A 24448-nucleotide genomic window follows, 5' to 3' on the forward strand; every position below is an offset into this window, starting at 1 on the left:
CGATCATTAAAAAAGGATGTCAATGGGTACATTAGACATCCTTTTCATCATTTCACATACTGAGCCACCCGATTCCGTCCCGCCTGCTTTGCTCCAGTATAAAGGGCACGGTCGGCATGACGAATCAGTGCCAGAGTATCATCTGCATCTTCAGGTGCGGTCGATACCCCGATACTCGCTGTGATCCTGACCATCATCTGTTTGTTGGACTCGTCCAGGCTGTCATGGAGAGTGAACGGCTGATTGGCAATTGTACTCCTGACCTGTTCTGCGATTAGGAGTGCTTCTTTCCGTTCCGTGTCGGGAAGGAGGACCACAAATTCTTCCCCCCCGTATCGCGCAACCGTTCCTTTTGAACCAATCAGTGTCAGAAGACGGTCGGCAAGTTCTATCAGGATTTCGTTGCCGCTCTGATGACCGTAGTTGTCATTTATCACTTTAAAATGGTCCAGGTCCAGCATGATGAGTGACAGATTCCTTCTTTTACCAGCCTCGAGATTGTTATATTCCATTGAAAGAAGGTCTTCGAAGTACCGGTAATTGTAGAGGCCTGTGAGGGCACATCGCTCACTGTTTTTCTTCGTTCGTTCATGGTGCCTTGCATTGGCGATGGCAACTCCGAAATAAGAACATAATATATCGACGATCATCAATTGGAACTTCTCATAGGCTTTCTTTTTGGAAGAAGCAAGAAGCAGGATTCCCCTCACCTTCTGGCTTCTGACGATGGGCACGCATAATACGCTTTCAACACCTTCCGGCATATAGCCTTCCGCGATGTCGGTCCATTCAGACCGGGAAGTATATAGGACGGATCTGCCCGTTTCCCACACCACACCGCTGATCCCCTGGTTTTTCTTTAGAGGGCGCAAATTGGTCGATTTCATTTCTCCATTTTCAACACGTCTAAGCAGTACTAACTCTTCTTCATGACAATCAAGAATATACGCATATTCAACGGGCAGGGTTTCGATGATCTTTTCGATAAATATATCAAGGACTTCCGTGACTTTCAGGCTCTCCGTAAGTTGGTGACCGATTTCCCCGGCTTTCTGGAGATATTCATTGATCTTTTCTGAAGAGTTATAAAGCTTCAAAATGATTGAGAGACTGACAAAAGGTACACCGATCAGTAACGAAGCGATGGCTCCGAGTTCAAATGTTAAATAATAGAGTGATAGAGAAAGAGGGAACATGATCATATTTGCGGTAAAGTCCCATACGAAATCCTTACTGTAAAAACGCACATCGTTATTGGCCACGTAATGATGATAGATTAGGAGGAGTATCTGATTGATCATAATAGATACGACCTGATAGCACAGGATTGGGAAGATCAATTGACTGAGTTCCCGTTCAGCGATTTCCCCTCCCAGCATAAAATAGATTAAACCACTGATGCATGAAACCAAAAAAAACATCAATGAATTTAAAGGGATTCTGTGCCAGTCATTTTTCGTCACCCTAAGCCTTATTAGTAACGGAATGATTGAGAACTGCATGAGGACGATTTCAATAAATAGTCCATACTTGATGAAACCGACGAGGGTTACCCACTGGATGAAGAATATGGTCGCCCCGTTGATCACGATGGGCATGAGAGGGATAAAAGTAGCAAATGCCACTAATGTAATAAACTCCAACTCATTTCCTGCAATATTTTCAGGGGGATAATATTGATATGTAAAATACAACCCTGCCGGTACAACAGCCAGCCACGCCAGCAATATGTACAGCTTTCTCTTTAACGGTAACGTCATATCTATCCCCCATAGGTTTTTTTATAAACTTAATATAGTCTGATCATACTATACTAGTTAAATAGTCACAAGTTTAAGAATATTTTATCAAAGCACCAGAATAAAGTCACTTACTTTTTTCTGTTCTTTCCGATTAAAGGAAGTAAATATGGTTTTACTTCGGATAAAAAGTATAAAGAGCCTGTAATGAGCAGGACTTCATCTTCCTGCATGGACGAAATTTTATTCTCAAGGTAATCTTTCCAATTATGAACTTCAGCCTTATTAGGGTGGGAAGATACTTCATATAACTCTTCGACGGATGCAACTCTCGGAAAGTCAAAGCTCGTGAAACCTATTGAATCCACTGCCTCTTCCAATTGAGTGATCATTGGTTTCAATTCTTTGTCATGCAGCGCCGAGAAAAGAACGGTTACTCTTTTATGAAGGAAGCGATCCTTAATCGTTTTCACCAGGGCAGCTACACCTTCGGGATTATGGGCACCATCGATGTAAATCTCCCGAATGTCTGATAAAGCTTCCATTCTCCCCGGCCAGGAGGCTCTTTTCAATCCAGCTTTGATATGTTCCGGTGCTATTTTCATCTCCTGATTTTTCACAAGGAGATCGATCGCCTTGATGGCAATGGCTGCATTATTGATTTGATGGTTTCCAATCATGGAGAGCTCAAACGTATCATGTTGCAGAAGAGATATGTACTCGAATCTCTCCCCCTTCTCTAGTAAGGCAATACGTTTTACTGAGAAATCCTGTCCAAGTTGAAATAAATCACTCTTCATTTCAAGAGCTGTTTCCTCAATTACCTTTACTGCTTCCGGTTGATGGACCCCTGAAATGACCGGAACATTAGGTTTGATGATCCCTGCTTTCTCAAAGGCGATATCTTCCATTCTATTTCCAAGAAACTGCATATGATCCATTCCGATACTCGTAATCACGGAAAGCATTGGGGTGATGACATTGGTGGAATCAAGTCTTCCCCCAAGTCCGACCTCATAAAGGACCAGATCAACGGGTTTCAGTTCGGCAAAATAATAAAAGCTCATGGCTGTAATGACTTCAAATTCAGAGGGTCCCCCCCATTCCGATTGCTCCATACTCTCGGCAATGGGCTTAATCTTATCTACAAGCAGTGTTAAGTCCTCATCGCTAACAGGCTCTCCGTTGATGCTGATTCGTTCATTGAATCGTTCAAAATAGGGAGAGGTAAACGTTCCAACTGTGTAACCTGCTTCCTGCAACACATTCCTCAGATAGGTAACGGTGGACCCTTTTCCATTCGTTCCACCGATGTGAACCGTTTTACGTTTTTGATGGGGGTTCCCGAGTTTCTCCAAGAGGTGATTCATCCGCATCAGCCCTGGCTTGATTCCAAGTCTGAGCCTTGAGTGTATCCATTCGACGGCTTGTTCATAATTCAACAATTCTTTCACTCCCACTTAGGTTTCATTAGAAAAAGGGCCCCAATCCGGCCTGACTGTTGGAGGATTCACCACCCTATCAATCAGACCTGATTCAAAAGCCCTCTTCTCACCCTCTATTCAATCAATGGCACTAAACGGATTTAAGCTCTTCGATTCTGGCTTTCACAGTCGCTTGCTTCTCTAAATAATCTTTTTCTTTCTCTTTTTCCTCATCTACTACTTTCTGAGGGGCTTTGCTTACAAACTTTTCGTTGTTAAGCTTACCTTGAACACGGGAAACTTCCTTCGTCCATTTCTCCAGTTCTTTTTGAAGTCGTGCGATTTCTTCTTCAATATTGATCAGCCCCTCCAATGGAAGGTACAGATCCACGCCTGTCACAACGGCCGTCATCGCTTTTTCAGGTGCTTCTAAATCTGTGCCCATTTCAAGCCTCTCCGGGTTACAGAATTTCTCGATATACGATTTGTTCTTTTCGATTATTGTTAAGGTATGTGCATCTTTTGCTTTCAGCATTAAGTTGATTTGTTTGCTCATTGGCGTGTTCACCTCAGCACGTACATTTCGCACTGCACGGATGATGTCAACAAGAAGCTTCATTTCTTCTGCAGCCGCTTGATCCGTAAGCTCTGTTTGAACCTCCGGCCATGCTGCAACTGTAATTGATTCGCCTTGATGCGGCAAGTTCTGCCATATTTCCTCGGTAATAAACGGCATGAATGGGTGTAAGAGTCTCATGGTGTTGTCAAGAACATAAGCAAGAATCGAACGGGTCGTCTTCTTCGCTGCTTCGTCTTCACCATATAGAGGGAGTTTCGCCATTTCGATATACCAATCACAGAAATCATCCCAGATGAAATTGTAAAGTATGCGTCCCACTTCACCGAATTCATATCGTTCAGCTAACCGTGTCACTGTCTCAATTGTTTCGTTTAATCGGGTAAGGATCCACTTGTCCGCAACGGATTTTTCACCTGATAAATCGATTTCGTCATATGACATACCATCCATATTCATCAGGGCAAAACGGGATGCATTCCAAATCTTGTTCGCAAAGTTCCAAACAGACTCCACTTTTTCAAATGAGAAACGAAGATCCTGACCCGGTGAGCTTCCCGTCGTCAGGAAGTAGCGAAGTGAATCGGACCCGTATTTTTCGATGACGTCCATCGGGTCTACACCATTACCTAGTGATTTACTCATCTTACGTCCATCGGCATCCCGGACTAATCCATGAATAAGAACGTCTTTGAATGGTCTTTCACCAGTAAACTCTAATCCTTGGAAAATCATTCGGGATACCCAGAATCCGATAATATCGTATCCTGTCACTAGTGTATTGGTTGGATAGTAACGCTTAAAGTCTTCTGCACTGACATCCGGCCACCCCATTGTTGAGAATGGCCATAGTGCTGAACTAAACCAAGTATCTAATACATCTTCTTCTTGTGTCCAATTTTCAATGTCTTTTGGAGCTTCCTTCCCTACATACACTTCACCGGTTTCATTGTGGTACCATGCCGGTATTCTGTGTCCCCACCAAAGTTGACGTGAAATACACCAGTCACGGGTGTTTTCCATCCAGCGTAGGTAAGAAGTTTCAAAACGATCAGGAACAAAATTAACCTTGTTTTCAGCTTCTTGAAGCTTAACTGCTTCTTTAGCTAATGGGTCCATTTTGACGAACCATTGAGTAGAAAGATACGGCTCAACTACAGCCCCACTTCGCTCCGAATGCCCAACCGAATGCATATGCTCTTCAATCTTGAACAATACCCCGGAGTCTTGAAGGTCCTTCACAATTTGCTTTCTGCAGACAAAACGGTCCATACCATTATATTTGTCTGCTTTCTCATTCATCGTGCCATCTTCGTTCATCACAAGAATACGTTCCAGATTGTGACGATTACCGATTTCGAAGTCATTCGGATCATGGGCAGGTGTGATTTTCACAGCACCTGAACCAAATTCCATATCCACATAATCATCCCCGACGATCGGGATTTCACGCCCTACGATTGGAAGGATAACGGTTTTACCGATTAAGTGCTTGTAGCGATCATCTTCAGGATGTACGGCAACGGCAGAGTCTCCAAGCATCGTTTCAGGTCGGGTTGTCGCAATTTCAATGTGTCCGCTTCCGTCTGTTAATGGATATCTCATATGATAGAATGCACCTTGAACATCCTTATGAATAACTTCGATATCCGATAAGGCTGTTTTCGTCGCAGGGTCCCAGTTGATGATGTACTCCCCGCGATAGATCAAGCCCTTATTATAAAGATCGATAAATACCTTCTGAACGGCATCCGATAACCCCTCATCAAGAGTGAAACGTTCACGGCTGTAATCAAGGCCCAATCCCACCTTAGCCCATTGCTGACGAATGTGCTCGGCATATTCTTCCTTCCATTTCCACGTTTCTTCCACGAATTTCTCACGGCCGAGGTCATAGCGTGAAATCCCCTGGCTGCGCAGTTTTTCATCTACTTTCGCCTGTGTAGCAATTCCTGCATGGTCCATTCCCGGTAACCAAAGTACATCGTATCCTTGCATCCGTTTCATTCTGGTCAGGATATCCTGCAACGCTGTATCCCATGCGTGACCAAGGTGAAGCTTCCCTGTTACGTTCGGCGGAGGGATGACGATGGTGTAAGGCTCTTTCTCCTTATCATTTGTCGCTTCAAAGTACTTCCCTTCGAGCCACCATTTGTATCTGCCCTGCTCAATGGCATTCGGATCATATTTAGTCGGCATTGATAATTGTTGATCTTGAGTTTCCATGTGATTTCCTCCTATATCATCGTGTGAATAAGTAAACTTTTCAAAAAAATAAAAAAATCCCCCGTCCTATGAAAAGGACGAAGGATTCCATTCGCGGTACCACCTTTTTTCTCAGGAGAAAAATAAACCTCCTGAACTCTCGACGGATATAACGGCTTTTAACCGGTTTCTACTACTGAATTTCATAGAAACAGCTCTTCAGGCGACCTTCCACTGACTTAACCTAGAAAATCTCTCAGCAAACGATTTTCTTCTCTGAAAGTAAGGATCAATGTACTCTTCCTGTTCATTGCTTTTCATTATTATTTATTTACTCATTATAGTATAGGATAAGATAAACTTTCGTCAATCATTATTAGCCAATTCATTAAAAAATATTCATTTCGCCTATACGTAGGCACAATTCCATCCTGGTTTCATAAGATAAAGTAGTGACTATACCCAGGAAAGTGAGTGGACGATTATGAAAAAAATCAATCAGTACACCCTGCAGAAATGGATGGGGAACGCCCGGTTAATATGTAAGCAATTCATTATACCTTTTACGATTTTTCAAGGGATCCGCACCATTTTGCTCCCAACCACTTTTGACGTCCTTCTGTTAACCCTGTTTATCGGTATTGGCCTCGCCATTTACTTTGATTGGATTTAAAGAACTGACGAAAGATGGATTCGTCAGTTCTTTTTTTGGCTCTTAACACAAAAATTGTTTTATTCATAACTTTTAAAGCGTAAAGAAAAACAGCCATTTTTAATCCGTTTTAGCTGCCTGTTCCTGTTTCTGCTTTTCCATTTCATCCAGACGCATAACCACGTATTCGGTATTTTTCAGCAACCAGTAGTGACGTTGCAGCTTTTTAAGGGACTTCCGTTCATTTCGCTTATCCTTTGGAGTATGAAAGTATTTTTCCACTACGGCAATGACGGAGCTCGGATATGCCAGGTAGCTCATGAATAGGAGCCTTTCTTCATTCCGTACGGTAAAGTGTTGAAAGTAAGTGGTCAGCCATTCAATACATTCCTCATAATATTTTGGATAGGTTTTCAATGTTCTCGACAAAAATGGTAAGAGATCATGAAACGGGGACGCCATCTTTGAATTCTCAAAGTTATGGAAATATCCCAACCCCCTTTCATCGAATAAAAAATGTTCCGTAGATACCTTTCCATGAGTAATGACGGTCCTGACCTTTTCCAGCTCCTTCGTATCCTCATACCATTCATCAAGCATTCTGCGGGAAAATTTCAGTGCTTGAGAGGCGTCTTTATAATACATGCAGAAATGCCATTGAAAAGGGGACATGTATGTGGTTTTTTCACACGTTTCCACGTATTCATCAAGGAATTCCTGCTCTTTATCCCATCGTGATGTCAACTGCTCGTAATGGGATTCTCTTTCTTCCTTATCTATCTTCACTTCGTTGGAGGAAAGAGTATGGAGCCTCGCCAACTCCCTGAACATTTTTTGATGCTTTTCAAACTGGTCCTCTCTTTCCTGATTCAAAAGCCAGGGCATGACATAGTATAAATTCCCCTCATTCCACACGGCATAACGTCCATCCAGAGTAGGATAAATCGGAACAATCCGGTTATATCCCCGTTGAAACAACATCTGCACATTCCGGACGAAGTCTACTCCATTTTGGGCAGGAAGCTGTTTTACTGCCAGGGTGCCTTTATTTGAAAATACTTTTGAAATCTTTCCATGGCTTTCAACAAAATGAGGTTCGACCCCATAAGGTTGTAAGACAGGCTTCAATCCCTCCAGCGTTTGTGCCATTCCTCTCACCTTCTAAGATTACTTTTCTAAAAAAAACGGACCAACTCCAATGAATTTGGTGTCAGTCCCGTCGTTTGTTCTCTATAGTACATGTCTCTCTATCTTTGGTCCTCGGATGGGAGTGACCTTGCTATTTGCCTTTATCCCTTGAACACAAACTCACTGTTCGGGATATAAAGAACTTGACCTGCATACACATCCTGATTGGCTTCGAGTTGATTCACCCTTAATAGCTGTGGAATGGTCAGATCATATTTTTCAGCAATATAATCCAGGTTTTCTCCCTCCTGGACGATACAAACCCGAAGAGTTGCTCCCTTTTCCTCTTCTTTCCTGGCAAAGAAATCTGTTAATGAAATGGATTCGTACTTCTTTTTGCTCTTCGTCTTTTTCTTGTCTTCCTGTTCTTCCCCGCTTTCTTCCATTTCGGCTTCCACAGCAGATGGTGAGGACGAGGATTCTTCTTCTTCCATCTCCTGTTTCTTGTATGTTGGATGAGGTGGCGGTGTATAGGCGGCTTTCGGTTCAGCTTGCTGCTCCTCAGACGACTCACTCAGTTCATGCTGAGGAAGCTCAAATACATTTTCTTTCCGGTAGTCTACTTCCTCGTAGGAAGGAGGAGGCTGGATATCGTACTGAATTTGAACAGGTATTTCATCCTCCTGTTCAGCTGGAGGAGTCCTTCCTTCCAGGTTAAAAGGCTGGTATTCGTCAGATGAGTCATCATCTTCTTCGACTACCTCAACATCCTTTGTGATTTCTTCCTCATCATAGTTTTCATATTCGTACACTTCTTCTCTTTCTTCCTCTTCTTCCGTTTCCACTTCTTCTTCTGCTTCCACTTCCTCTGTTTCAGCAACGGCACTTGACCGGTAAAGGGGCTCGAATTCCTCTTCTCTGCTGTATTCAGCTTCAAGAGGAGTGTGAGCCTGCTGTTCACCGTATATACCGGTGATGGTCAAATCAGCGTTCAGCTTTAAACATGCATTTTCAGGCACGATATAGTCAAAGGACTCGACATACACATCGATATCGCCTAAATTTGCAATCCGGTTTTTGGGAATCGTGACATCCACGGGGAATCGATGAACAAATTCATATTCACCCTTCTCCCTCTTTTCCACTGTTTGCACGAACTTCCCACTTGATTCAAACTCATCATCCTCTTCTTCCCTCGCTGCGGTTGGTAGATATTCACCGGTTAAATCGAGGCTACCTCTAATAAGTACGTATTGCTCTTGTTCTTGTATCGTTATATGAGGATCTAAGGAGATAGATAGCAATTCTTCAACTTCCTGTCCTTTTTTGAACCAAATTGATTCTTCCAAAGAAAATCGTAAACACGATTGTTGTTCTTGTGACAAAGAAATTCCTCCTTTCAAGTTCCAAACAAAGAAATAGTAAACAATGCCATTATCACTTTATGAAACGAAAAGAAGGAATATGATAGGAAAAAGAAAAGTTGTCATGTGATTAGGGATTTTCACACGTTAAAAACCGGGTGGTGTTTCGGAATGGTGGGGTTCCTATCTAATTGATCAACTGGCTTGGGGATTACCATCGTTGAGTATCGATTTTTCACCCATTTTTTAAGATGCCGAATCTCTCACCATCTCAAAACCATAAAAAAACCGATCCCTCGAAAAGGATCGGTTCCGTCATTACTTCTTACTAATCTTTTCAAACGCTTTTTCTGCAGCCTGAAGGGTTTTTTCAATATCGTCATCCGTATGGGCTGTCGATAAGAAGAGTCCTTCAAACTGGGAAGGCGGCAGGAAGACACCTGAGTGGGCCATTTCGCGATAGTAATCGGCAAACATTTCAAGATCCGAAGACTTGGCACCTTCGTAATTGGATACTTCTTCATTTGTGAAGAAAATTCCGATCATGGATCCCGCCCGGTTAATTCTATGAGGAATGTTGTACTTTTCTGCCGCTTTCTTTAAGCCTTCTTCCAACAGATCTGCTTTGCGGGCAAAGTCAATATAGGTTTCAGGAGTCAGCTGGCTAAGTGTTTCGTATCCAGCCGTCATGGCTAACGGGTTCCCAGACAGGGTTCCAGCTTGATAAATCGGACCGCTTGGAGCGATTCTTTCCATGATTTCCGCTTTTCCACCGTATGCGCCGACAGGAAGTCCTCCACCAATGACTTTTCCTAAACAGGTTAAATCAGGTATTACATCGTAAAAGCCTTGGGCACAGCCATACCCGACACGGAAACCTGTCATGACTTCATCAAAAATCAGAAGTGAGCCATATTTCTCCGTGACCTCTCGCAGGCCTTCCAGGAAGCCTGGTTGTGGAGGTACAACACCCATGTTTCCGGCAACAGGCTCGACAATCACACCGGCAATGTCATCACCGAACTGTTCAAATGCATAGCGGATGCTTTCTAAATCATTGTATGGAACCGTGATCGTATTCTTTGCCACTCCTTCAGGAACACCAGGACTGTCAGGTAAACCAAGGGTGGCTACCCCGGATCCCGCTTTAATTAATAAAGAGTCTCCATGACCATGGTAACAACCTTCAAATTTGATGATTTTATTTCGGCCTGTGTATCCACGTGCTAAACGTAGAGCGCTCATCGTCGCTTCCGTACCCGAAGACACCATGCGAACGACTTCGATGCTTGGTACCCGGTCAATTACCAATTGAGCCAGTTTATTTTCAATTTCCGTCGGAGCACCAAAGCTTGTACCGTTTTCGGCTACTTTTTTAATGGACTCTACCACACGGTCATTGCTGTGTCCGAGAATCAGCGGTCCCCAGGACAGGACGTAGTCGATGTACTCATTTCCATCTATATCATAAATTTTCGAACCTTTTCCTCTTTCCATGAAAATTGGATCCATCTTGACGGATTTGAATGCCCGAACCGGACTGTTCACTCCGCCGGGCATCAGGTTTACTGCTTCTTTGAACGCTTGCTTCGATTTCTCATATGAACGCAATATGGGTTCCTCCTTTAGTGATCTTTCAGTCATCCTTACAGGAACTTTCCACCAATTAGGATAACCAGTTCGCTACATCTTTTGCGAAATACGTTATGATAAGGTCTGCTCCGGCACGCTTCATACTGGTCAGTTTCTCCATTACGATTTCCTGTTCGTTTACCCAGCCGTTTTGAGCTGCAGCCTTGACCATGCTGTATTCCCCGCTTACGTTATAAGCGACAACCGGAGCATTAAAACGGTCTTTCACTTCACGCATAATATCCAAATAAGAAAGAGCTGGTTTCACGATGAGGAAATCTGCACCTTCCTCCATATCAGACTGAGCTTCTCTTAAGGCTTCCAAACGATTCGCAGGGTCCATTTGATACGTTCTGCGATCCCCGAATTGCGGAGTTGAATGAGCCGCATCACGGAATGGTCCATAAAAACTTGATGAATATTTTACTGCGTAGGACATAATCGGCACATCATGGTAGCCAGCCTCGTCCAGACCATGACGGATGGCTGCCACGAACCCATCCATCATGTTGGAAGGTGCAATGATGTCGGCACCTGCTTCAGCCTGGCTGACTGCTGTTTTCGCCAAAAGATCGAGTGTTTCATCATTCAGTACTTTTCCATCTTTGACGATTCCACAATGACCGTGACTTGTATACTGACATAAACAAGTATCAGCTATAACAACCAGCTCCGGATATTGTTCCTTCACAAATCGGGTTGCCTCCTGTACGATTCCATGATCATGATAGGCCTGTTTTCCCCATTCATCTTTTTCAGCAGGTACCCCGAATAAGAGGATGGATTTGATCCCTAATGAAACCACTTCATCCATTTCCGCTTTTAAATTGTCCAGAGAAATATGATAAACACCCGGCATGGACGGAACGACTTTCTTGATGTTTTCTCCTTCCACAACAAATAACGGGTAAATTAAGTCTTCTTTTCTTAGGTGAGTTTCTCTAACCAGCGAACGCATCGTTTCCGATTGACGCAAGCGGCGGTGACGGTTAAATTGCAGGTCTTTCATAGTAAAAGCCTCCTATTGTTTTATAGCTAGCGGGCAGAGATGAAGATTTTCATCTCATTCACCATTTCATTTACAGTATAAACGCTTGGACAGATTTTTACATGCAAACCGTATTGTTCAGCGGTATTTTTTGTAATCGGTCCGATACATGCGATGGGAGTGTCACGGATATGATCATAAAGTGAATATTCACGAATGACTTTCATAAAATGATGGACCGTTGATGAACTCGTGAATGTAATGATATCCACTTGTTCTTTCTCGATGATTCCTTTCAGCTCCTCGATGCTCTCTGCAGGGAGGACCGTTTCATAAACGACCCATTCCTGACAGGTCACTCCTGATGAAGCCAGTGCAGATGCTATCACATTCCTTGCCAGATTCCCTTTTGGAATCAAGACCTGCCCAGTAGGCTTCACTTGTGAAATGAACTCCACGGCAAAGTCATCACCGGTGAAATTCTCCGGAACAAAGGAAACCGGGATCCCGTATTTATAGCAGTACTGCTCTGTTTTACTTCCGACGGCCGCGAATTTGCCCTTATAAGAATTTAAAGGGATACTCCTTCTTTCTAATGCCTCCAGAAAGAACTTCACGCCATTTTTACTGGTGAAAATAATCCAATCGTACGTATGTATTGCAGTGTGGAGTGTTTTCTCCAATGGGTCTTCATGCGATTGAAAATGAAGGAGAGGCACCAATATGGCTACCCCTCCCTCGTTTTCTATAAGGGACCCCGTTTCACTGGCACCCTCATTGCCACGAGTAATCAAAACCTTTACTTGTTCTAAAGGCCCTTTCCCCTTCATTATTGATCGAGCTCCTCTTTCACCTGATCAATCAAGGCTTTCGCACCTTGCTTTGTTAAACTTTCAGCCACTTTTTCTCCAACTTCTTTTGGATCCCGGCCTGCCATGTATTCTTTGTAGATCGTTTTACCATCAGGGGAAGCGACAAGCCCCGTTAAGGCAATGTCACCATTGTCTTTCAGCTCGGCAAATCCTGCAATCGGTATCTGACAGCCACCTTCCATTTTATGGAGGAATGCTCTTTCTGCAGTGACCGTACTCGTTGTTTCTTCACATGCGAATTTCTCAAGAAGGTCTAGAACTTCCTTGTCATCAGCCCTGCACTCGATCGATAAAGCTCCTTGACCAACTGCTGGTAAGCAAAGGTCCGGATCCAGGAATTCCGTTACAACATCCGACGTCCATCCCATGCGTGATAGTCCCGCTGCTGCAAGGATGATGGCGTCATAATCCTCGTTCTGGAGCTTAGAGAGGCGTGTATCGATGTTGCCGCGGATCCATTTGATTTCAAGGTCAGGTCGGACAGACAAAATCTGAGCCCCTCTGCGCAGACTGCTCGTTCCGACAACCGCACCACCCGGCAGATCTTTAAGCGCCACATGGTTTTTACTAATAAACGCATCACGGTGGTCCTCACGTTCCGGGATACTTCCGATAGTCAGTCCCTGTGGTAAAATGGCCGGCATATCCTTCATACTGTGAACAGCCATGTCGATTTCTTTGTCAAGCATCGCCTGCTCGATTTCTTTTACGAACAAGCCTTTACCACCCACTTTGGATAGGGTGACATCAAGGATCTGGTCCCCCTTTGTGACAATTTCCTTCACTTCGAAATCGTAAGAAGGGTCCAGGGTTTTTAACTGATCGATCACCCAATTGGTTTGGGTAAGGGCTAATTTACTTCGTCTTGATCCTACAATGATTTTTCTCATAATGACCTCCTGAAAACTTATGAATACCAGAAATGAAATGAAGACAACCGACTAGCTAAGAAAAAGTTGATTAAGATAATCAAGAAGGCTGCAACATTAAGAAAAGCTAATGATTTACCAAAGACATTCTTTTTAATGCGAAGGTATAAATAGCTGCTATATAAAATTAATAGAATGAATGATCCTACGATTTTCGGATCATACCACAGAAATTCCGGCAGTTTGATATATGCCCATTGCAGCCCCAGTATTAAGCTCAACAGGAGCATGGCAACACCGATTGAATTAGAAATATAAGATATCTTCTCAAGTTTCGACAAATCACTGATCCTCCATAACCTCTGTCCCCACTTTTTCTCCTTTAATAATTTAAATTGGAGAAGATAGAGAAGGGAAAACACAAAGGATAAACTGAAGGCCCCGTAAGATAGGATGGCCATCGTAATGTGAATCAATAATAATTCGGATACCATTTGTTCTGCCATCGCCTGGGACTCTACCTGTACGGGTGCAAATGTATGAATCGCCATGATGATGAAACCGAGCACATTCGTAAAGAATACCGTGAAATCCACTCGTAACAATCGGTTGATGACAAGGGACAGGGTGATGAGGACCCAGGCATAAAAATAAAGTCCCTCAAAGATGGTGAGGACCGGAAACCTGCCTGTATTGATCATGTATAGAAATAAAAAGATTGTTTGAAGGACCCAAACAATCGCAAGTAACCAGAAGGCAAACAGGTTCGCCTTCCGGTTTTTGTTTAAGAAATCTATAAAATAAAAGAGAATACTAATAGCATACAGAACAATCATAAGTTCGTGCAGCCTAGTCATCGTTTGTTCAAACATCGACAATAACCTCACTTATGCTTGAAAAGAGGGTTGTGGTGTAAAGCTATGATCGCTCTCATTCTTTTCGTTGGCTGCTTTCACTTGTTTCTGCTCTAACACTTGTTGTTCAATGTTAAAAATATTGATGAATAAATCCAATTTATCGTCAGCGTCCGGGAGCCCTGCGAATTCTTTCGCCTGGAGGATCGGATCTTTTAATAGCTGATTGATGATGCTCTTCGTGTGCTTATTCAATACTTTGCGTTCACGACTGGTTAAATCAGGCATTTTACGCTCGATGCTTTCCATCGTTTCTGCTTGAATGGAAAGGGCTTTCTGTCTGAGGGCTGAAATAACCGGAACGACTCCCAACATATTTAACCACTCTTTAAATGCTACGATTTCTGCTTCAATCATGATCTCGATCTGCTCAGCTGCTTTTTTGCGTTCAGCCAGATTCGCCTGAACGATGCCTTCCAAATCATCGATATCATAAAGGAATACACTTTCGAGCTGCCCTATGGCCGGATCTAAATCCCTCGGTACCGCAATGTCCACCATGAATAGAGGACGACCCTTCCTCATACTTTCCACATGGGACATCATTTCTTTCGTAATGACAAAATCCTTAGCACCTGTAGAACTGATCATAATATCCGCTTCCACAAGAGCACATTGAAGCTCCTGCATGGTTTTAGCACTTCCCCTGAAACGCTCGGCCAGGGTTTGAGCTTTCTCATATGTGCGATTGATCACGGTCACCTTAGTGGCTCCGTTGCCATGGAGATTTTGGATGGCAAGTTCACCCATTTTACCCGCTCCAAGAATGAGGACATGCTTTTTTTCAAGGCTGCCAAAAACCTTTTTAGCCAATTCCACCGCAGCATAGCTGACAGATACAGCGTTCGAACCAATTTCTGTTTCGGAATGACCCTTTTTCGCAACAGTCACAGCCTGTTTAAACAAGTGATTAAACACCGTACCGGTAGCTCCAGACTCCTGGGCATTCAGAAAGCTTGAGCGTATTTGACCAAGGATTTGAGTTTCCCCGAGTACCATGGAGTTCAATCCACAAGCAACTTTAAAAAGGTGTTCAACGGCTCCTTCTTGTTCATAAATGAACAGATAAGGCGTGAACTCCTCTTTATCTATATCAAACCATTGAGATAAAAAATCTTTAATATAATAACGACCTGTATGAAGCTGATCTACTACCGCATAAACTTCCGTTCTATTACATGTAGAAACAATTACATTTTCAAGGATGCTTTTCTTTTCCTTCAATGTTTTCATCGCTAAAGGAAGATCAGTTTCGTTGAAAGATAAACGCTCACGAATCTCTACAGGGGCCGTTTTATAATTTAAACCAACGACTATTGTATACATGCTATGCACTACACCCCCAAGTAAAATCTTTACTGTCATTATAACATGTCCAAATAAGTCCCTGACCTCGAAATGTGAACAGAAATTGAAACATATGCTACATTTAAAGGGGTAGAACCTAATGTTTCTTCTGGGACTTGCTAAACATTCATTTCATCATTACATTTAAGATGAAGAAAGAAAAAGATTGAAAGCATTTTCAATTCTCCATAAATCTTTTAATTTTCGACATTACCTACTAATGTAGAGTACCAAAACAAGCCTAAAGAATCAAGTAATGGAAAGGTTTCTCACTATTAAACGAACATAAAGATGTATTTTTCTTATTATGTGTCATTTACCCTAAAAAAATTTGATTTAAAACCCTACTATTACTAATTTTCAGGAGGAAGAGTATGAAACAGCAGCGAATATTCCCCGGGATCATCTTAATAGGCTTTGGGGCTTACTTTTACTTACAGCAGGCAAACATTGTATTGTTTCAGGAATTCTTCACATGGCCCACTCTCCTTATCATTGTCGGACTTGCATTTCTCGGGCAGGGTTATGGAGGAAAGGATTATGAAGCCATCCTGCCCGGTACGATCCTTGTTGGATTCGGCATGCATTTTCACGTAGTCAATAAACTCGATGTATGGCCGGATCACATGGGAACCTTCATTCTTATCATTGCACTTGGTTTTCTGCTCAGATACCAGAAAACACGGGCAGGCTTATTTCAAGGAATTCTCTTTCTGACGCTTTCCATCATTCTTCTTTTTTCTGATAAAGCGGGACGATGGTTTGGTTTCATTGAGGGGAGCGTAGGCACGGCATGGGAACTCTGGCCCATTCTCATTATCGGTATTGGTGTCTATTTATTGTTTATAAGAAAAAGATAGACCAAATGAAAAAGCCCGGGAAGGTACCCGGGCTTTTCTGCATTTATTAGAGAACCGAATCCAAAAACTCTCTCGTCCGCTGTTCTTTTGGAGAATTAAACAATTCCTGTGGTGGTCCCACTTCCACGATTCGGCCATCATGCATATATACGACCCAATCAGCTACTTCACGGGCAAACCCCATTTCATGGGTCACGACGACCATCGTCATCCCTTCTAAAGCAAGCTCCTTCATAGTAGAGAGTACCTCACCAACCAATTCAGGGTCCAGGGCTGAGGTAGGTTCATCGAACAGCATGATTTCAGGTTTCATGGCAAGTGCTCTCGCGATGGCAACCCGCTGCTTCTGGCCCCCTGAAAGCTTGGATGGATAAACATTTTCTTTATCCCCAAGTCCAACTTTCTTTAAAAGTTCCTTTGCATCCTTCCGGGCATCCGCTTTTGATACACCCTTTACGTACACCGGTGCTTCCATCACGTTTTCCAATACGGTTTTGTGAGGGAAGAGATAGAAATGCTGGAATACCATTCCTACCTTCTGACGGATTTTATTCAAATCATGGGTTTCCTGGTTGACTTCATCCCCTTCAATGACAACCTTCCCATTGTCCTTCAGTTCCAGGAAGTTTAAGCAGCGAAGCAACGTACTCTTCCCTGATCCACTGGCTCCAATGAGGCAAACCACGTCACTTTCCTTTACGCTGATATCAATGTCCTTTAATACATGTAAATCACCAAAGGATTTATTTAATTTTTCTACTTTTATCATTTCCTGACTCACACTCATCCCTCCTCCTTCTTTCTTAATCACTGACAGACATGCGTTTTTCGATAATATTGACAATCGTCGAGAATACCAAGACAAGAACCAGGTAATAGATCGCTACGACGAGAAGATACGTCATATAATCAAAGTTATTCGATCCGAGTGTCGTTGCCACGCTGAACAATTCAAACATCCCGATAAAGGAAGCAAGGGACGAATCCTTCAATGCAATGATGAATTGGTTTCCAAGGGGAGGCAGGGCACGTCTGAATGCCTGTGGAAGGATGATCCTTCTCATAGACAACCCAAGTGACATCCCAAGGGAACGCCCGGCTTCCATTTGGCCTTTATCGATGGATTGAATGGCTCCGCGGAAGATCTCCGCAATATAAGCCCCATTATGGAAAGCAAGACCCATGACGACAGACCAGAAGCCTGAAATATTCAATGATGTCAAGCCGAAATAGAAAATGAAGATTTGAACGATTAAAGGTGTACCCCTTACAACGAAAATGTATAAATCCGCAAGTAATGACAATGGCTTGATTCCTGATATCTTAAGAAAAGCGAAAAACAAACCAATCACAATCGCAATCAGTACGGAAACAAAGGTTAATTGGAATGTTAATAACATCCCTTTAAGAAATACATCATATGTACCGGCAAAGGTTTCTAAAAAGTGCATAAACTTCCCCCCGTTCTACTCTTTTCCCCATTAAGACAAAAAGCGAATGCGCATAGAAGCACATTCGCTCTGTGTCATGCTGCTCTTACTCTTTCTCTGGATCCGATGTTATGTCTGTTTTGAAATATTTTTCACTGATTTTCTTTAATGTACCGTCTTTTCTTAATGTTTCAAGTGCATTATTCACTTCTTCGAGCAGGGCTTCATTGTCTTTACTAACGGCAATAGCCTGCTCACTGCGGCCGATCAGCTCACGCGCTTCAATATCGAGTCCCGAAGCAATCGCTTCTTTACCCGTGATAAAATCTGTGATGACGGCATCATGTTTGCCTTTATTTAACGCCTCAAGAGCGACAACGTCACTATCATATGCCTGAATTTTATCCGTAACTTCTTTGGCTGTATCTGCGTACGTTGATCCTTTGGATACGGCAATTTCCATATCTTTCAAATCATCCAGCGTTTCAACCGTGCTGTCTTTACGAACGAAAATCTGTGGTCCGGAATAGTAATAAGGAGTTGAGAAGTCTACTTCCTTGAGACGGTCCTCCGTAATCGTATGACTGGCAACCGCTACATCAAAACGTCCGGATTTCACCCCTTCTACAATTCCTGCAAATTTAAATTTCTTCTGCTCTGGTTCAAGACCCATTTCTTTTGCAACTGCTTCTGCCACTTCAATATCGAAACCTGACATGGTTCCATCATTATTCGTCACACTGAATGGCTTGAATTCACCTGAAGCTGCATAAACGAATTTGCCTTTCTCCACTAACTTCGCTCCATTTTCCGTTGTGGCTTTGTCGCCGCAAGCTGATAGAAGCAGCACAGAAATGACTAACAAGATTAGGCTTTTCCAATTCTTCACTGGCTAGAGTCCCCCTTATGTAGCTTGTAATATTTTTAATCTTTCATAATTTTATCAACAAAAGAGAAAATTCTCAAAATTCAAATATAGCTTCCACAGCTTATAATTATCCATTTTAGTGGATGAAAGGAATTTAGCACGATTACAGATACATATGCGTCTTCATCCTTTCATTTCCTTTTATATGCTTTGGCTTCATAGGTCAATAAACCTTATACGGACTTCGGTAGACCCTCTTTTCTACTACTTTTATGCTATAGGAACATTGTCATTATTTTGTTATGGTACTAAGCGAGTAGAGGTTGAGTGGAACGTAGGGTTGCTCGCTTTCCGCATGGCGGGCGTTGAGCAGCCTTCCGTCCCAATCAACTTCCAAGCCAGCATTATCAAATTAGAGTAACAAAAAAAAAGAACCGATTCTCTGCTCTAAGCATGTGAATCGATTCTTTTTATTAAGTTATTTATAGTATGACTTAATCGCATCCCAGGCTTTGTCTTTTCCAAGGCCTGTTTCGGAGGAGAACATGATCAGGTCGTCTTCACTGTCCATGTTCAATGTTTCTCTTGTGACTTTCAGGTGCTTCTGCCATTTGCCTTTCGGGATTTTATCCGCTTTGGTGGCAATGACAATGCATGGCAGCTCATGATGCTTGAGGAAGTCATACATCATGACATCATCATTTGTTGGTGCATGACGCAGGTCCACAATCAGGATGACCGCTCTCAGCTGTTCACGGGATGTGATGTAGGTTTCAATCATCTTTCCCCATGCTTCCCGTTCTGTTTTAGATACTTTGGCAAAACCGTAACCGGGTACGTCCACATAATAGAGGGTTTCTTCTATTTTATAAAAGTTCAGTGTCTGGGTTTTACCTGGCTTGGATGAAATCCTCGCCATGCTCTTGCGACCGATCATTTTATTGATGAATGAGGATTTCCCAACATTTGAGCGTCCCGCTAAGGCAAACTCCGGAAGAAAATCGCCAGGATATTGTTCAGGCCTGACCGCACTGATGACTAGCTCAACTTGATTTACTTTCACTTCTTTTCACCTACTAATGCTTTCTCTAAGACTTCATCTATATAGGATACAAGGATGAACGTTAGTTCTCCCCTAACACTTTCAGGAATATCATCTATATCCTTTTCATTATCTTTCGGAAGGATAATCGTTTTAATTCCGGCACGATGAGCGCTTAATGTTTTTTCTTTCACCCCACCGATTGGAAGCACTCTTCCTCTCAGGGTCATTTCACCAGTCATTCCGACTTCACGGTTTACGTATTTTCCTGTCAAGGCTGATACAAGGGCTGTCGTAATCGTGATCCCAGCCGATGGACCGTCTTTCGGCACTGCACCTTCAGGCACATGGATATGAATATCATGTTTCTCGTGAAATGACTCGTCGATCCCGAGCACACCCGCCTTCGAACGAACGTAACTGAAGGCTGTCTGGGCCGATTCTTTCATGACATCTCCTAATTTCCCGGTCAGGACAAGCTTCCCTTTACCTGGTGCGAGGGATACCTCTATTTGCAGGGTATCTCCGCCGACAGTGGTGTAGGCAAGACCGGTTGATACTCCAATCTGATTTTCAACTTCTGCTTGGCCGTAACGGAATTTTTTCTTCCCAAGGAACTCTTCAATATTGCTTGAGGTGATCACGACGCGTTTCTTTTCCCCTGAAACGATGATCTTCGCCGTTTTTCTGCAAAGGGCCGCAAGCTGGCGCTCCAAGCTCCTTACACCTGCTTCCCTTGTGTAATAGCGGACGATATCAACGATCGCTTCGTCTCTCACTTGAAGCTTGGATTTGGTTAAACCGTGATCTTTGACCTGTTTTTCAAGTAAATGATGCTTCGCGATATTTAACTTTTCAAGCTCTGTATAACCGGCAATCGTAATGATTTCCATTCTATCCCGGAGCGGGCCGGGAATGGTGGATAAATCATTTGCCGTGGCGATGAACATGACTTTTGATAAGTCGTAGGTCTCTTCAATATAGTGATCACTGAAGTTTGAATTCTGCTCGGGATCCAGTACCTCAAGCATTGCAGAGGAAGGATCCCCCCTGAAGTCACTGGACATTTTATCAATTTCATCGAGAAGGAAAACAGGATTGATGGTGCCTGCTTTTTTCATCCCGCGAATGATTCTTCCAGGCATGGCACCCACATACGTACGTCGGTGACCTCGGATTTCGGACTCATCGCGAACGCCACCCAGGGAGATTCGGACGAAATTCCGCCCCAGTGATTCAGCCACGGATCGGGCTAAGCTCGTTTTCCCTACTCCCGGAGGTCCGGCGAGACACAGGATTGGCCCCTTAAGGGACTGAGTCAGCTGCTGAACGGCCAGATATTCAAGAACTCTTTCCTTGACCTTTTCAAGACCATAATGATCCCGGTTTAATATTTGTTCAGATCGCTTGATGTCCAATTGATCTTCAGTTTCAGTGGACCATGGCAGGGAAACAAGCCATTCAATGTAGTTGCGGATGACAGAACTTTCTGCCGAGCTCGAAGGGACTTTCTCATAGCGGGCTAGTTCCTTTAATGCCGTGTGTTCCACATCTTCCGGCATATTGGCTTGCTCGATCTTTACCGTTAAATCTTCAATTTCACCCGTTTTCCCTTCTTTGTCTCCCAACTCTTTTTGGATAGCTTTCATTTGCTCCCGAAGATAATATTCTTTTTGCGTTCTTTCCATGGAACGTTTTACGCGTTGACCGATCTTTTTCTCTAAGCTTAGCACTTCTTTTTCATTGTTGATCGTTTCAATCACCATTTGAAGTCGCTTTTTAATATCCAGTGTTTCAAGAACGTTTTGCTTTTCCTTCATTTTCAGGGGCAGGTGGGAAGCCACAATATCCGCAAGCCTGCCTGGTTCTTCGATATCTGAAACAGTCGAATACGTTTCGGCCGAGACTTTTTTTGATAACTTTATGTATTGTTCAAAATAGTTCAATAACGTCCTCATTAAAGCGTCTGTTTCTGATTCTTTCACTTCAGAATCATGAAATTCCTTCACCGTTACTTCATAGAAGTCTTTTTGCTCAGTGAATGAAGTAATCGACGCCCGGTTCATTCCCTCGACCAGCACTCTGATGGTCCCATTAGGGAGTTTAAGCATCTGTTTAACCTTTGTAAGGGTGCCCATTTCGTAAAAATCTTCCTGTGCTGGCTCATCTATATTCATATCTCTTTGAGTCGTTAAGAAAATTAAATGATCATCCATCATGGCTTTTTCTAAAGCTTGCACGGAGCGCTCACGTCCAACATCTAAATGTAGTACCATCGTTGGATACACAAGTAAGCCTCTTAATGGAAGGAGGGGAACCGTTAAATTATTTTGTTTTGCCACATATAACACCTCCGAATTTTGCTCATGAGTCTTTGTACAATTCTAACTTATTTACTAAGTAGTGTCTATTAAATAGGTATTTACAACTTTATTCAGTCAGGATCTGGCATATTCTTGTTACCATCTTATTCAAAAACAAACCGATTCGGACAGACCCGAATCGGTCAACAGTCTATACACTTTTCTTATTTTGTTCGGGGACAAGCTCAGTTTGAGGGAGGGGTTCTTTCATAAGAGCCAGGTCCAGTACTTCCTTGAGCTGTTTAACCGGAACAACTTCGATTCCTTCTATTTCACTTAACATCGCCTGTTGATTTTCGTAAGGGATGATGGCCATTGTCGCCCCGGCAAGTTTTGCCCCTTTCACTTTAGGATATACCCCGCCGACTGGCTTAACAGACCCATGGATACTGATTTCCCCTGTCACAGCAATAGTGTGCTTGATAGGGATTTTGTAAATGGCTGAATAGATCCCGAGGGCCATGGCAATCCCTGCAGAAGGACCGTCAACGGGCACCCCACCCGGGAAGTTTACATGAATGTCATATTGATCGGCAGGAACTCCCATGGAACGAAGGACCGTGATCACATTTTCAATCGAGCCTTTTGCCATACTTTTTCGTCTGATCGATTTACTCCGATCCCCAATACTTTCTTCTTCCACAATTCCTGTCACGTTGATGGTACCTTTATCCGTTGCGGGAATGACATTCACTTCAATTTCAAGTAAAGACCCGGTATTCGGTCCTGTCACTGCTAACCCATTGACCAGACCGATCGTTGCTTCTTCATTAATTTTTTTCTGATAGCGCGGGGACAGCTGGCTGGATTGAATGATCCATTCAAGCTCATGATCATAGATTTCTTTTCTATTTTCCGTGATGGCGACCCCGGCTGCAATCTGCACCATATTGACGGCTTCACGTCCATTACGGGCATAAGATGCAAGGGTTTCGAGACCTTTTTCACTGATGGTCATCTCTACCTTGTCAACGGCTCCTTCCGCTACTTTTTTCACTTCATCGTGCTCTAACTCCCTGAAGAAAACCTCCATACATCTTGAGCGGATGGCGGGAGGGAGTTCACTCGGTGTGCGGGTCGTAGCACCGATCAAGCGGAAATCTGCCGGAAGGCCGTTTTTGAAAATATCATGTATATGGGTGGGAATTTGATGATTTTCTTCATTATAGTAGGCACTCTCAAGAAACACCCTGCGATCTTCTAAAACTTTTAAGAGCTTATTCAATTGAATGGGATGCAGTTCCCCGATCTCATCTATGAATAATACTCCTCCATGGGCATTCGTCACAGCACCCTGTTTTGGTTGAGGGATTCCTGCCTGTCCCATGGCTCCTGCCCCTTGATAAATGGGGTCATGTACGGAGCCAATCAACGGATCGGCAATCCCCCGTTCATCAAATCGTGCCGTTGTCGCATCCAGTTCAACAAAAACAGCCGAAGGTTTAAAAGGCGATTTCCTATTTTTCTTGGCTTCTTCCAGAACCAATCGGGCAGCTGCCGTTTTACCGACACCTGGAGGTCCATAGATGATGACGTGTTGAGGATTCGGACTGCATAATGCTGCTTTCAATGCCTTGATTCCATCTTCTTGACCGACAATATCTTCAAAACTTGCGGGTCTTACTTTTTCGGCAAGGGGTTCGGTTAATGAAATGGATCTCATCTTTCGGAGTTCTTCCATCTCTTTTTTTGATTCACGGTCAATGGAAACTTTTTGAGTTCGCTGGTTTTTTAACAAGTTCCAGAAATACAATCCAATGATGATTCCAAAGAACAATTGGATAAATAAAGCGATGCTAGTAAAGCTCATTCGTCTCCCTCCAAGTAGATACAAGTTGTTATCGGTTAGTATCTCCTTGACCTTTAGGGAATAAACAAAAAAATTCGGTAACTGAATGGTTTAAAAAGGGATTAAGAAGAGAAATATGTAGCGACTTTAGATGGCAACTGAGCGTGTGATGGTTGATTTCCGCTCCAGGTGCTCGCTTTCCACAGGGCGGGCGGTGAGCCTCCTCAGCTTCGCTTCCGGGGTCTCACCTGTCTTACTTTTCCCGCAGGAGCTATTCCTGTGAGATGAGAATTCATCTATTGCATAAAAAAAGACCCTCCGTTATGATGCAGGTGCTAACCAATCGCTCATAACTAAGGAGGATCTTCACATGCATGATAATCGA

Annotated in this window: 19 protein-coding genes and 1 other annotated feature; of the genes, 2 read left to right on the plus strand and 17 right to left on the minus strand. The window is 43.2% G+C overall.

Features of this window, described 5'->3' with window-relative positions; translation table 11 throughout:
* Positions 1-47: 47 nt before the first annotated feature.
* The 3 genes from BAA9072_RS05520 to BAA9072_RS05530 form a co-directional block, all read right to left on the minus strand.
* Positions 48-1760, minus strand: coding sequence for a sensor domain-containing diguanylate cyclase (locus BAA9072_RS05520; protein ID WP_201713656.1), 1713 nt, complete (start codon positions 1758-1760; stop codon positions 48-50).
* Positions 1761-1870: 110 nt separating this feature from the next.
* The gene (locus BAA9072_RS05525) at positions 1871-3184 is read right to left on the minus strand and encodes a bifunctional folylpolyglutamate synthase/dihydrofolate synthase (RefSeq protein ID WP_230980759.1); all 1314 of its coding nucleotides are present in this window, start codon (positions 3182-3184) and stop codon (positions 1871-1873) included.
* A gap of 130 nt (positions 3185-3314) precedes the next feature.
* Positions 3315-5966: a valine--tRNA ligase gene (locus BAA9072_RS05530; protein ID WP_201713657.1), complete on the minus strand. Its 2652-nt coding sequence runs from the start codon at positions 5964-5966 to the stop codon at positions 3315-3317.
* 70 nt (positions 5967-6036) lie between these two features.
* Positions 6037-6265 (minus strand) — a binding site (T-box leader).
* A gap of 164 nt (positions 6266-6429) precedes the next feature.
* Between BAA9072_RS05530 and BAA9072_RS05535 the strand changes: the two genes are divergently transcribed.
* Positions 6430-6618 carry a hypothetical protein gene (locus BAA9072_RS05535; RefSeq protein WP_034760497.1) on the plus strand — a complete coding sequence of 63 codons (189 nt, stop codon included), beginning with the start codon at positions 6430-6432 and terminating at the stop codon, positions 6616-6618.
* Between the two features lie 99 nt (positions 6619-6717).
* Here BAA9072_RS05535 and ysxE read toward each other — a convergent pair whose 3' ends face one another.
* The 8 genes from ysxE to hemA form a co-directional block, all read right to left on the minus strand.
* A complete protein-coding gene (gene ysxE, locus BAA9072_RS05540; protein ID WP_201713658.1) occupies positions 6718-7746 on the minus strand; it encodes a spore coat protein YsxE in 1029 nt (342 codons plus the stop codon).
* Positions 7747-7886: 140 nt separating this feature from the next.
* Positions 7887-9110 (minus strand): stage VI sporulation protein D, encoded by a 1224-nt coding sequence (spoVID, locus tag BAA9072_RS05545; protein ID WP_201713659.1) that lies wholly within the window; start codon positions 9108-9110, stop codon positions 7887-7889.
* 297 nt (positions 9111-9407) lie between these two features.
* Complete coding sequence (gene hemL / locus BAA9072_RS05550) at positions 9408-10700, minus strand: glutamate-1-semialdehyde 2,1-aminomutase (protein WP_201713660.1); 1293 nt, start codon at positions 10698-10700, stop codon at positions 9408-9410.
* Positions 10701-10755: 55 nt separating this feature from the next.
* On the minus strand, positions 10756-11730 hold the full coding sequence (hemB, locus tag BAA9072_RS05555) for a porphobilinogen synthase (RefSeq protein ID WP_201713661.1): 975 nt from the start codon (positions 11728-11730) through the stop codon (positions 10756-10758).
* A 26-nt stretch (positions 11731-11756) separates the two neighbouring features.
* Complete coding sequence (locus BAA9072_RS05560) at positions 11757-12539, minus strand: uroporphyrinogen-III synthase (RefSeq protein WP_201713662.1); 783 nt, start codon at positions 12537-12539, stop codon at positions 11757-11759.
* The gene (gene hemC, locus BAA9072_RS05565; RefSeq protein ID WP_201713663.1) at positions 12539-13471 is read right to left on the minus strand and encodes a hydroxymethylbilane synthase; all 933 of its coding nucleotides are present in this window, start codon (positions 13469-13471) and stop codon (positions 12539-12541) included. The genes BAA9072_RS05560 and hemC overlap by 1 nt, the downstream gene beginning before the upstream one ends.
* Before the next feature lie 17 nt (positions 13472-13488).
* Positions 13489-14322, minus strand: a complete 834-nt coding sequence (ccsA, locus tag BAA9072_RS05570; RefSeq protein ID WP_201713664.1) for a cytochrome c biogenesis protein — start codon at positions 14320-14322, stop codon at positions 13489-13491.
* Positions 14323-14337: 15 nt separating this feature from the next.
* Positions 14338-15690: a glutamyl-tRNA reductase gene (hemA, locus tag BAA9072_RS05575; RefSeq protein ID WP_201713721.1), complete on the minus strand. Its 1353-nt coding sequence runs from the start codon at positions 15688-15690 to the stop codon at positions 14338-14340.
* Between the two features lie 395 nt (positions 15691-16085).
* On the opposite strand from hemA, the gene BAA9072_RS05580 reads away from it, so the two are divergent.
* A complete protein-coding gene (locus BAA9072_RS05580) occupies positions 16086-16571 on the plus strand; it encodes a LiaI-LiaF-like domain-containing protein (RefSeq protein WP_201713665.1) in 486 nt (161 codons plus the stop codon).
* 46 nt (positions 16572-16617) lie between these two features.
* On the opposite strand, the gene BAA9072_RS05585 is transcribed toward BAA9072_RS05580, so the two are convergent.
* The 6 genes from BAA9072_RS05585 to lonB form a co-directional block, all read right to left on the minus strand.
* Positions 16618-17340 carry an amino acid ABC transporter ATP-binding protein gene (locus BAA9072_RS05585; RefSeq protein ID WP_201713722.1) on the minus strand — a complete coding sequence of 241 codons (723 nt, stop codon included), beginning with the start codon at positions 17338-17340 and terminating at the stop codon, positions 16618-16620.
* 34 nt (positions 17341-17374) lie between these two features.
* Entirely contained in the window at positions 17375-18022 is a 648-nt protein-coding gene (locus tag BAA9072_RS05590) for an amino acid ABC transporter permease (protein ID WP_201713666.1), read from the minus strand.
* 85 nt (positions 18023-18107) lie between these two features.
* Positions 18108-18890: a transporter substrate-binding domain-containing protein gene (locus BAA9072_RS05595; protein WP_201713667.1), complete on the minus strand. Its 783-nt coding sequence runs from the start codon at positions 18888-18890 to the stop codon at positions 18108-18110.
* A gap of 457 nt (positions 18891-19347) precedes the next feature.
* Complete coding sequence (gene yihA, locus BAA9072_RS05600; RefSeq protein ID WP_098354662.1) at positions 19348-19932, minus strand: ribosome biogenesis GTP-binding protein YihA/YsxC; 585 nt, start codon at positions 19930-19932, stop codon at positions 19348-19350.
* Positions 19929-22253 (minus strand): endopeptidase La, encoded by a 2325-nt coding sequence (gene lon, locus BAA9072_RS05605; RefSeq protein ID WP_201713668.1) that lies wholly within the window; start codon positions 22251-22253, stop codon positions 19929-19931. Before lon ends, yihA begins: the two co-directional genes overlap by 4 nt.
* A 172-nt stretch (positions 22254-22425) precedes the next feature.
* On the minus strand, positions 22426-24084 hold the full coding sequence (gene lonB, locus BAA9072_RS05610; protein WP_201713669.1) for an ATP-dependent protease LonB: 1659 nt from the start codon (positions 24082-24084) through the stop codon (positions 22426-22428).
* Positions 24085-24448 lie beyond the last annotated feature (364 nt).

This window comes from Rossellomorea arthrocnemi (assembly GCF_904424705.1).
GTDB classification, from domain to species: domain Bacteria; phylum Bacillota; class Bacilli; order Bacillales; family Bacillaceae_B; genus Rossellomorea; species Rossellomorea arthrocnemi.

Bases quoted from the DNA above. Each gene is read 5' to 3' on its own strand.
- BAA9072_RS05520 (WP_201713656.1), bottom strand. From the start codon at position 1,760: ATGACGTTACCGTTAAAGAGAAAGCTGTACATATTGCTGGCGTGGCTG.
- BAA9072_RS05530 (WP_201713657.1), bottom strand. From the start codon at position 5,966: ATGGAAACTCAAGATCAACAATTATCAATGCCGACTAAATATGATCCG.
- BAA9072_RS05535 (WP_034760497.1), top strand. From the start codon at position 6,430: ATGAAAAAAATCAATCAGTACACCCTGCAGAAATGGATGGGGAACGCC.
- ysxE (WP_201713658.1), bottom strand. From the start codon at position 7,746: ATGGCACAAACGCTGGAGGGATTGAAGCCTGTCTTACAACCTTATGGG.
- hemB (WP_201713661.1), bottom strand. From the start codon at position 11,730: ATGAAAGACCTGCAATTTAACCGTCACCGCCGCTTGCGTCAATCGGAA.
- BAA9072_RS05560 (WP_201713662.1), bottom strand. From the start codon at position 12,539: ATGAAGGGGAAAGGGCCTTTAGAACAAGTAAAGGTTTTGATTACTCGT.
- hemC (WP_201713663.1), bottom strand. From the start codon at position 13,471: ATGAGAAAAATCATTGTAGGATCAAGACGAAGTAAATTAGCCCTTACC.
- ccsA (WP_201713664.1), bottom strand. From the start codon at position 14,322: ATGTTTGAACAAACGATGACTAGGCTGCACGAACTTATGATTGTTCTG.
- hemA (WP_201713721.1), bottom strand. From the start codon at position 15,690: ATGTATACAATAGTCGTTGGTTTAAATTATAAAACGGCCCCTGTAGAG.
- BAA9072_RS05580 (WP_201713665.1), top strand. From the start codon at position 16,086: ATGAAACAGCAGCGAATATTCCCCGGGATCATCTTAATAGGCTTTGGG.
- BAA9072_RS05585 (WP_201713722.1), bottom strand. From the start codon at position 17,340: ATGATAAAAGTAGAAAAATTAAATAAATCCTTTGGTGATTTACATGTA.
- BAA9072_RS05590 (WP_201713666.1), bottom strand. From the start codon at position 18,022: ATGCACTTTTTAGAAACCTTTGCCGGTACATATGATGTATTTCTTAAA.
- lonB (WP_201713669.1), bottom strand. From the start codon at position 24,084: ATGAGCTTTACTAGCATCGCTTTATTTATCCAATTGTTCTTTGGAATC.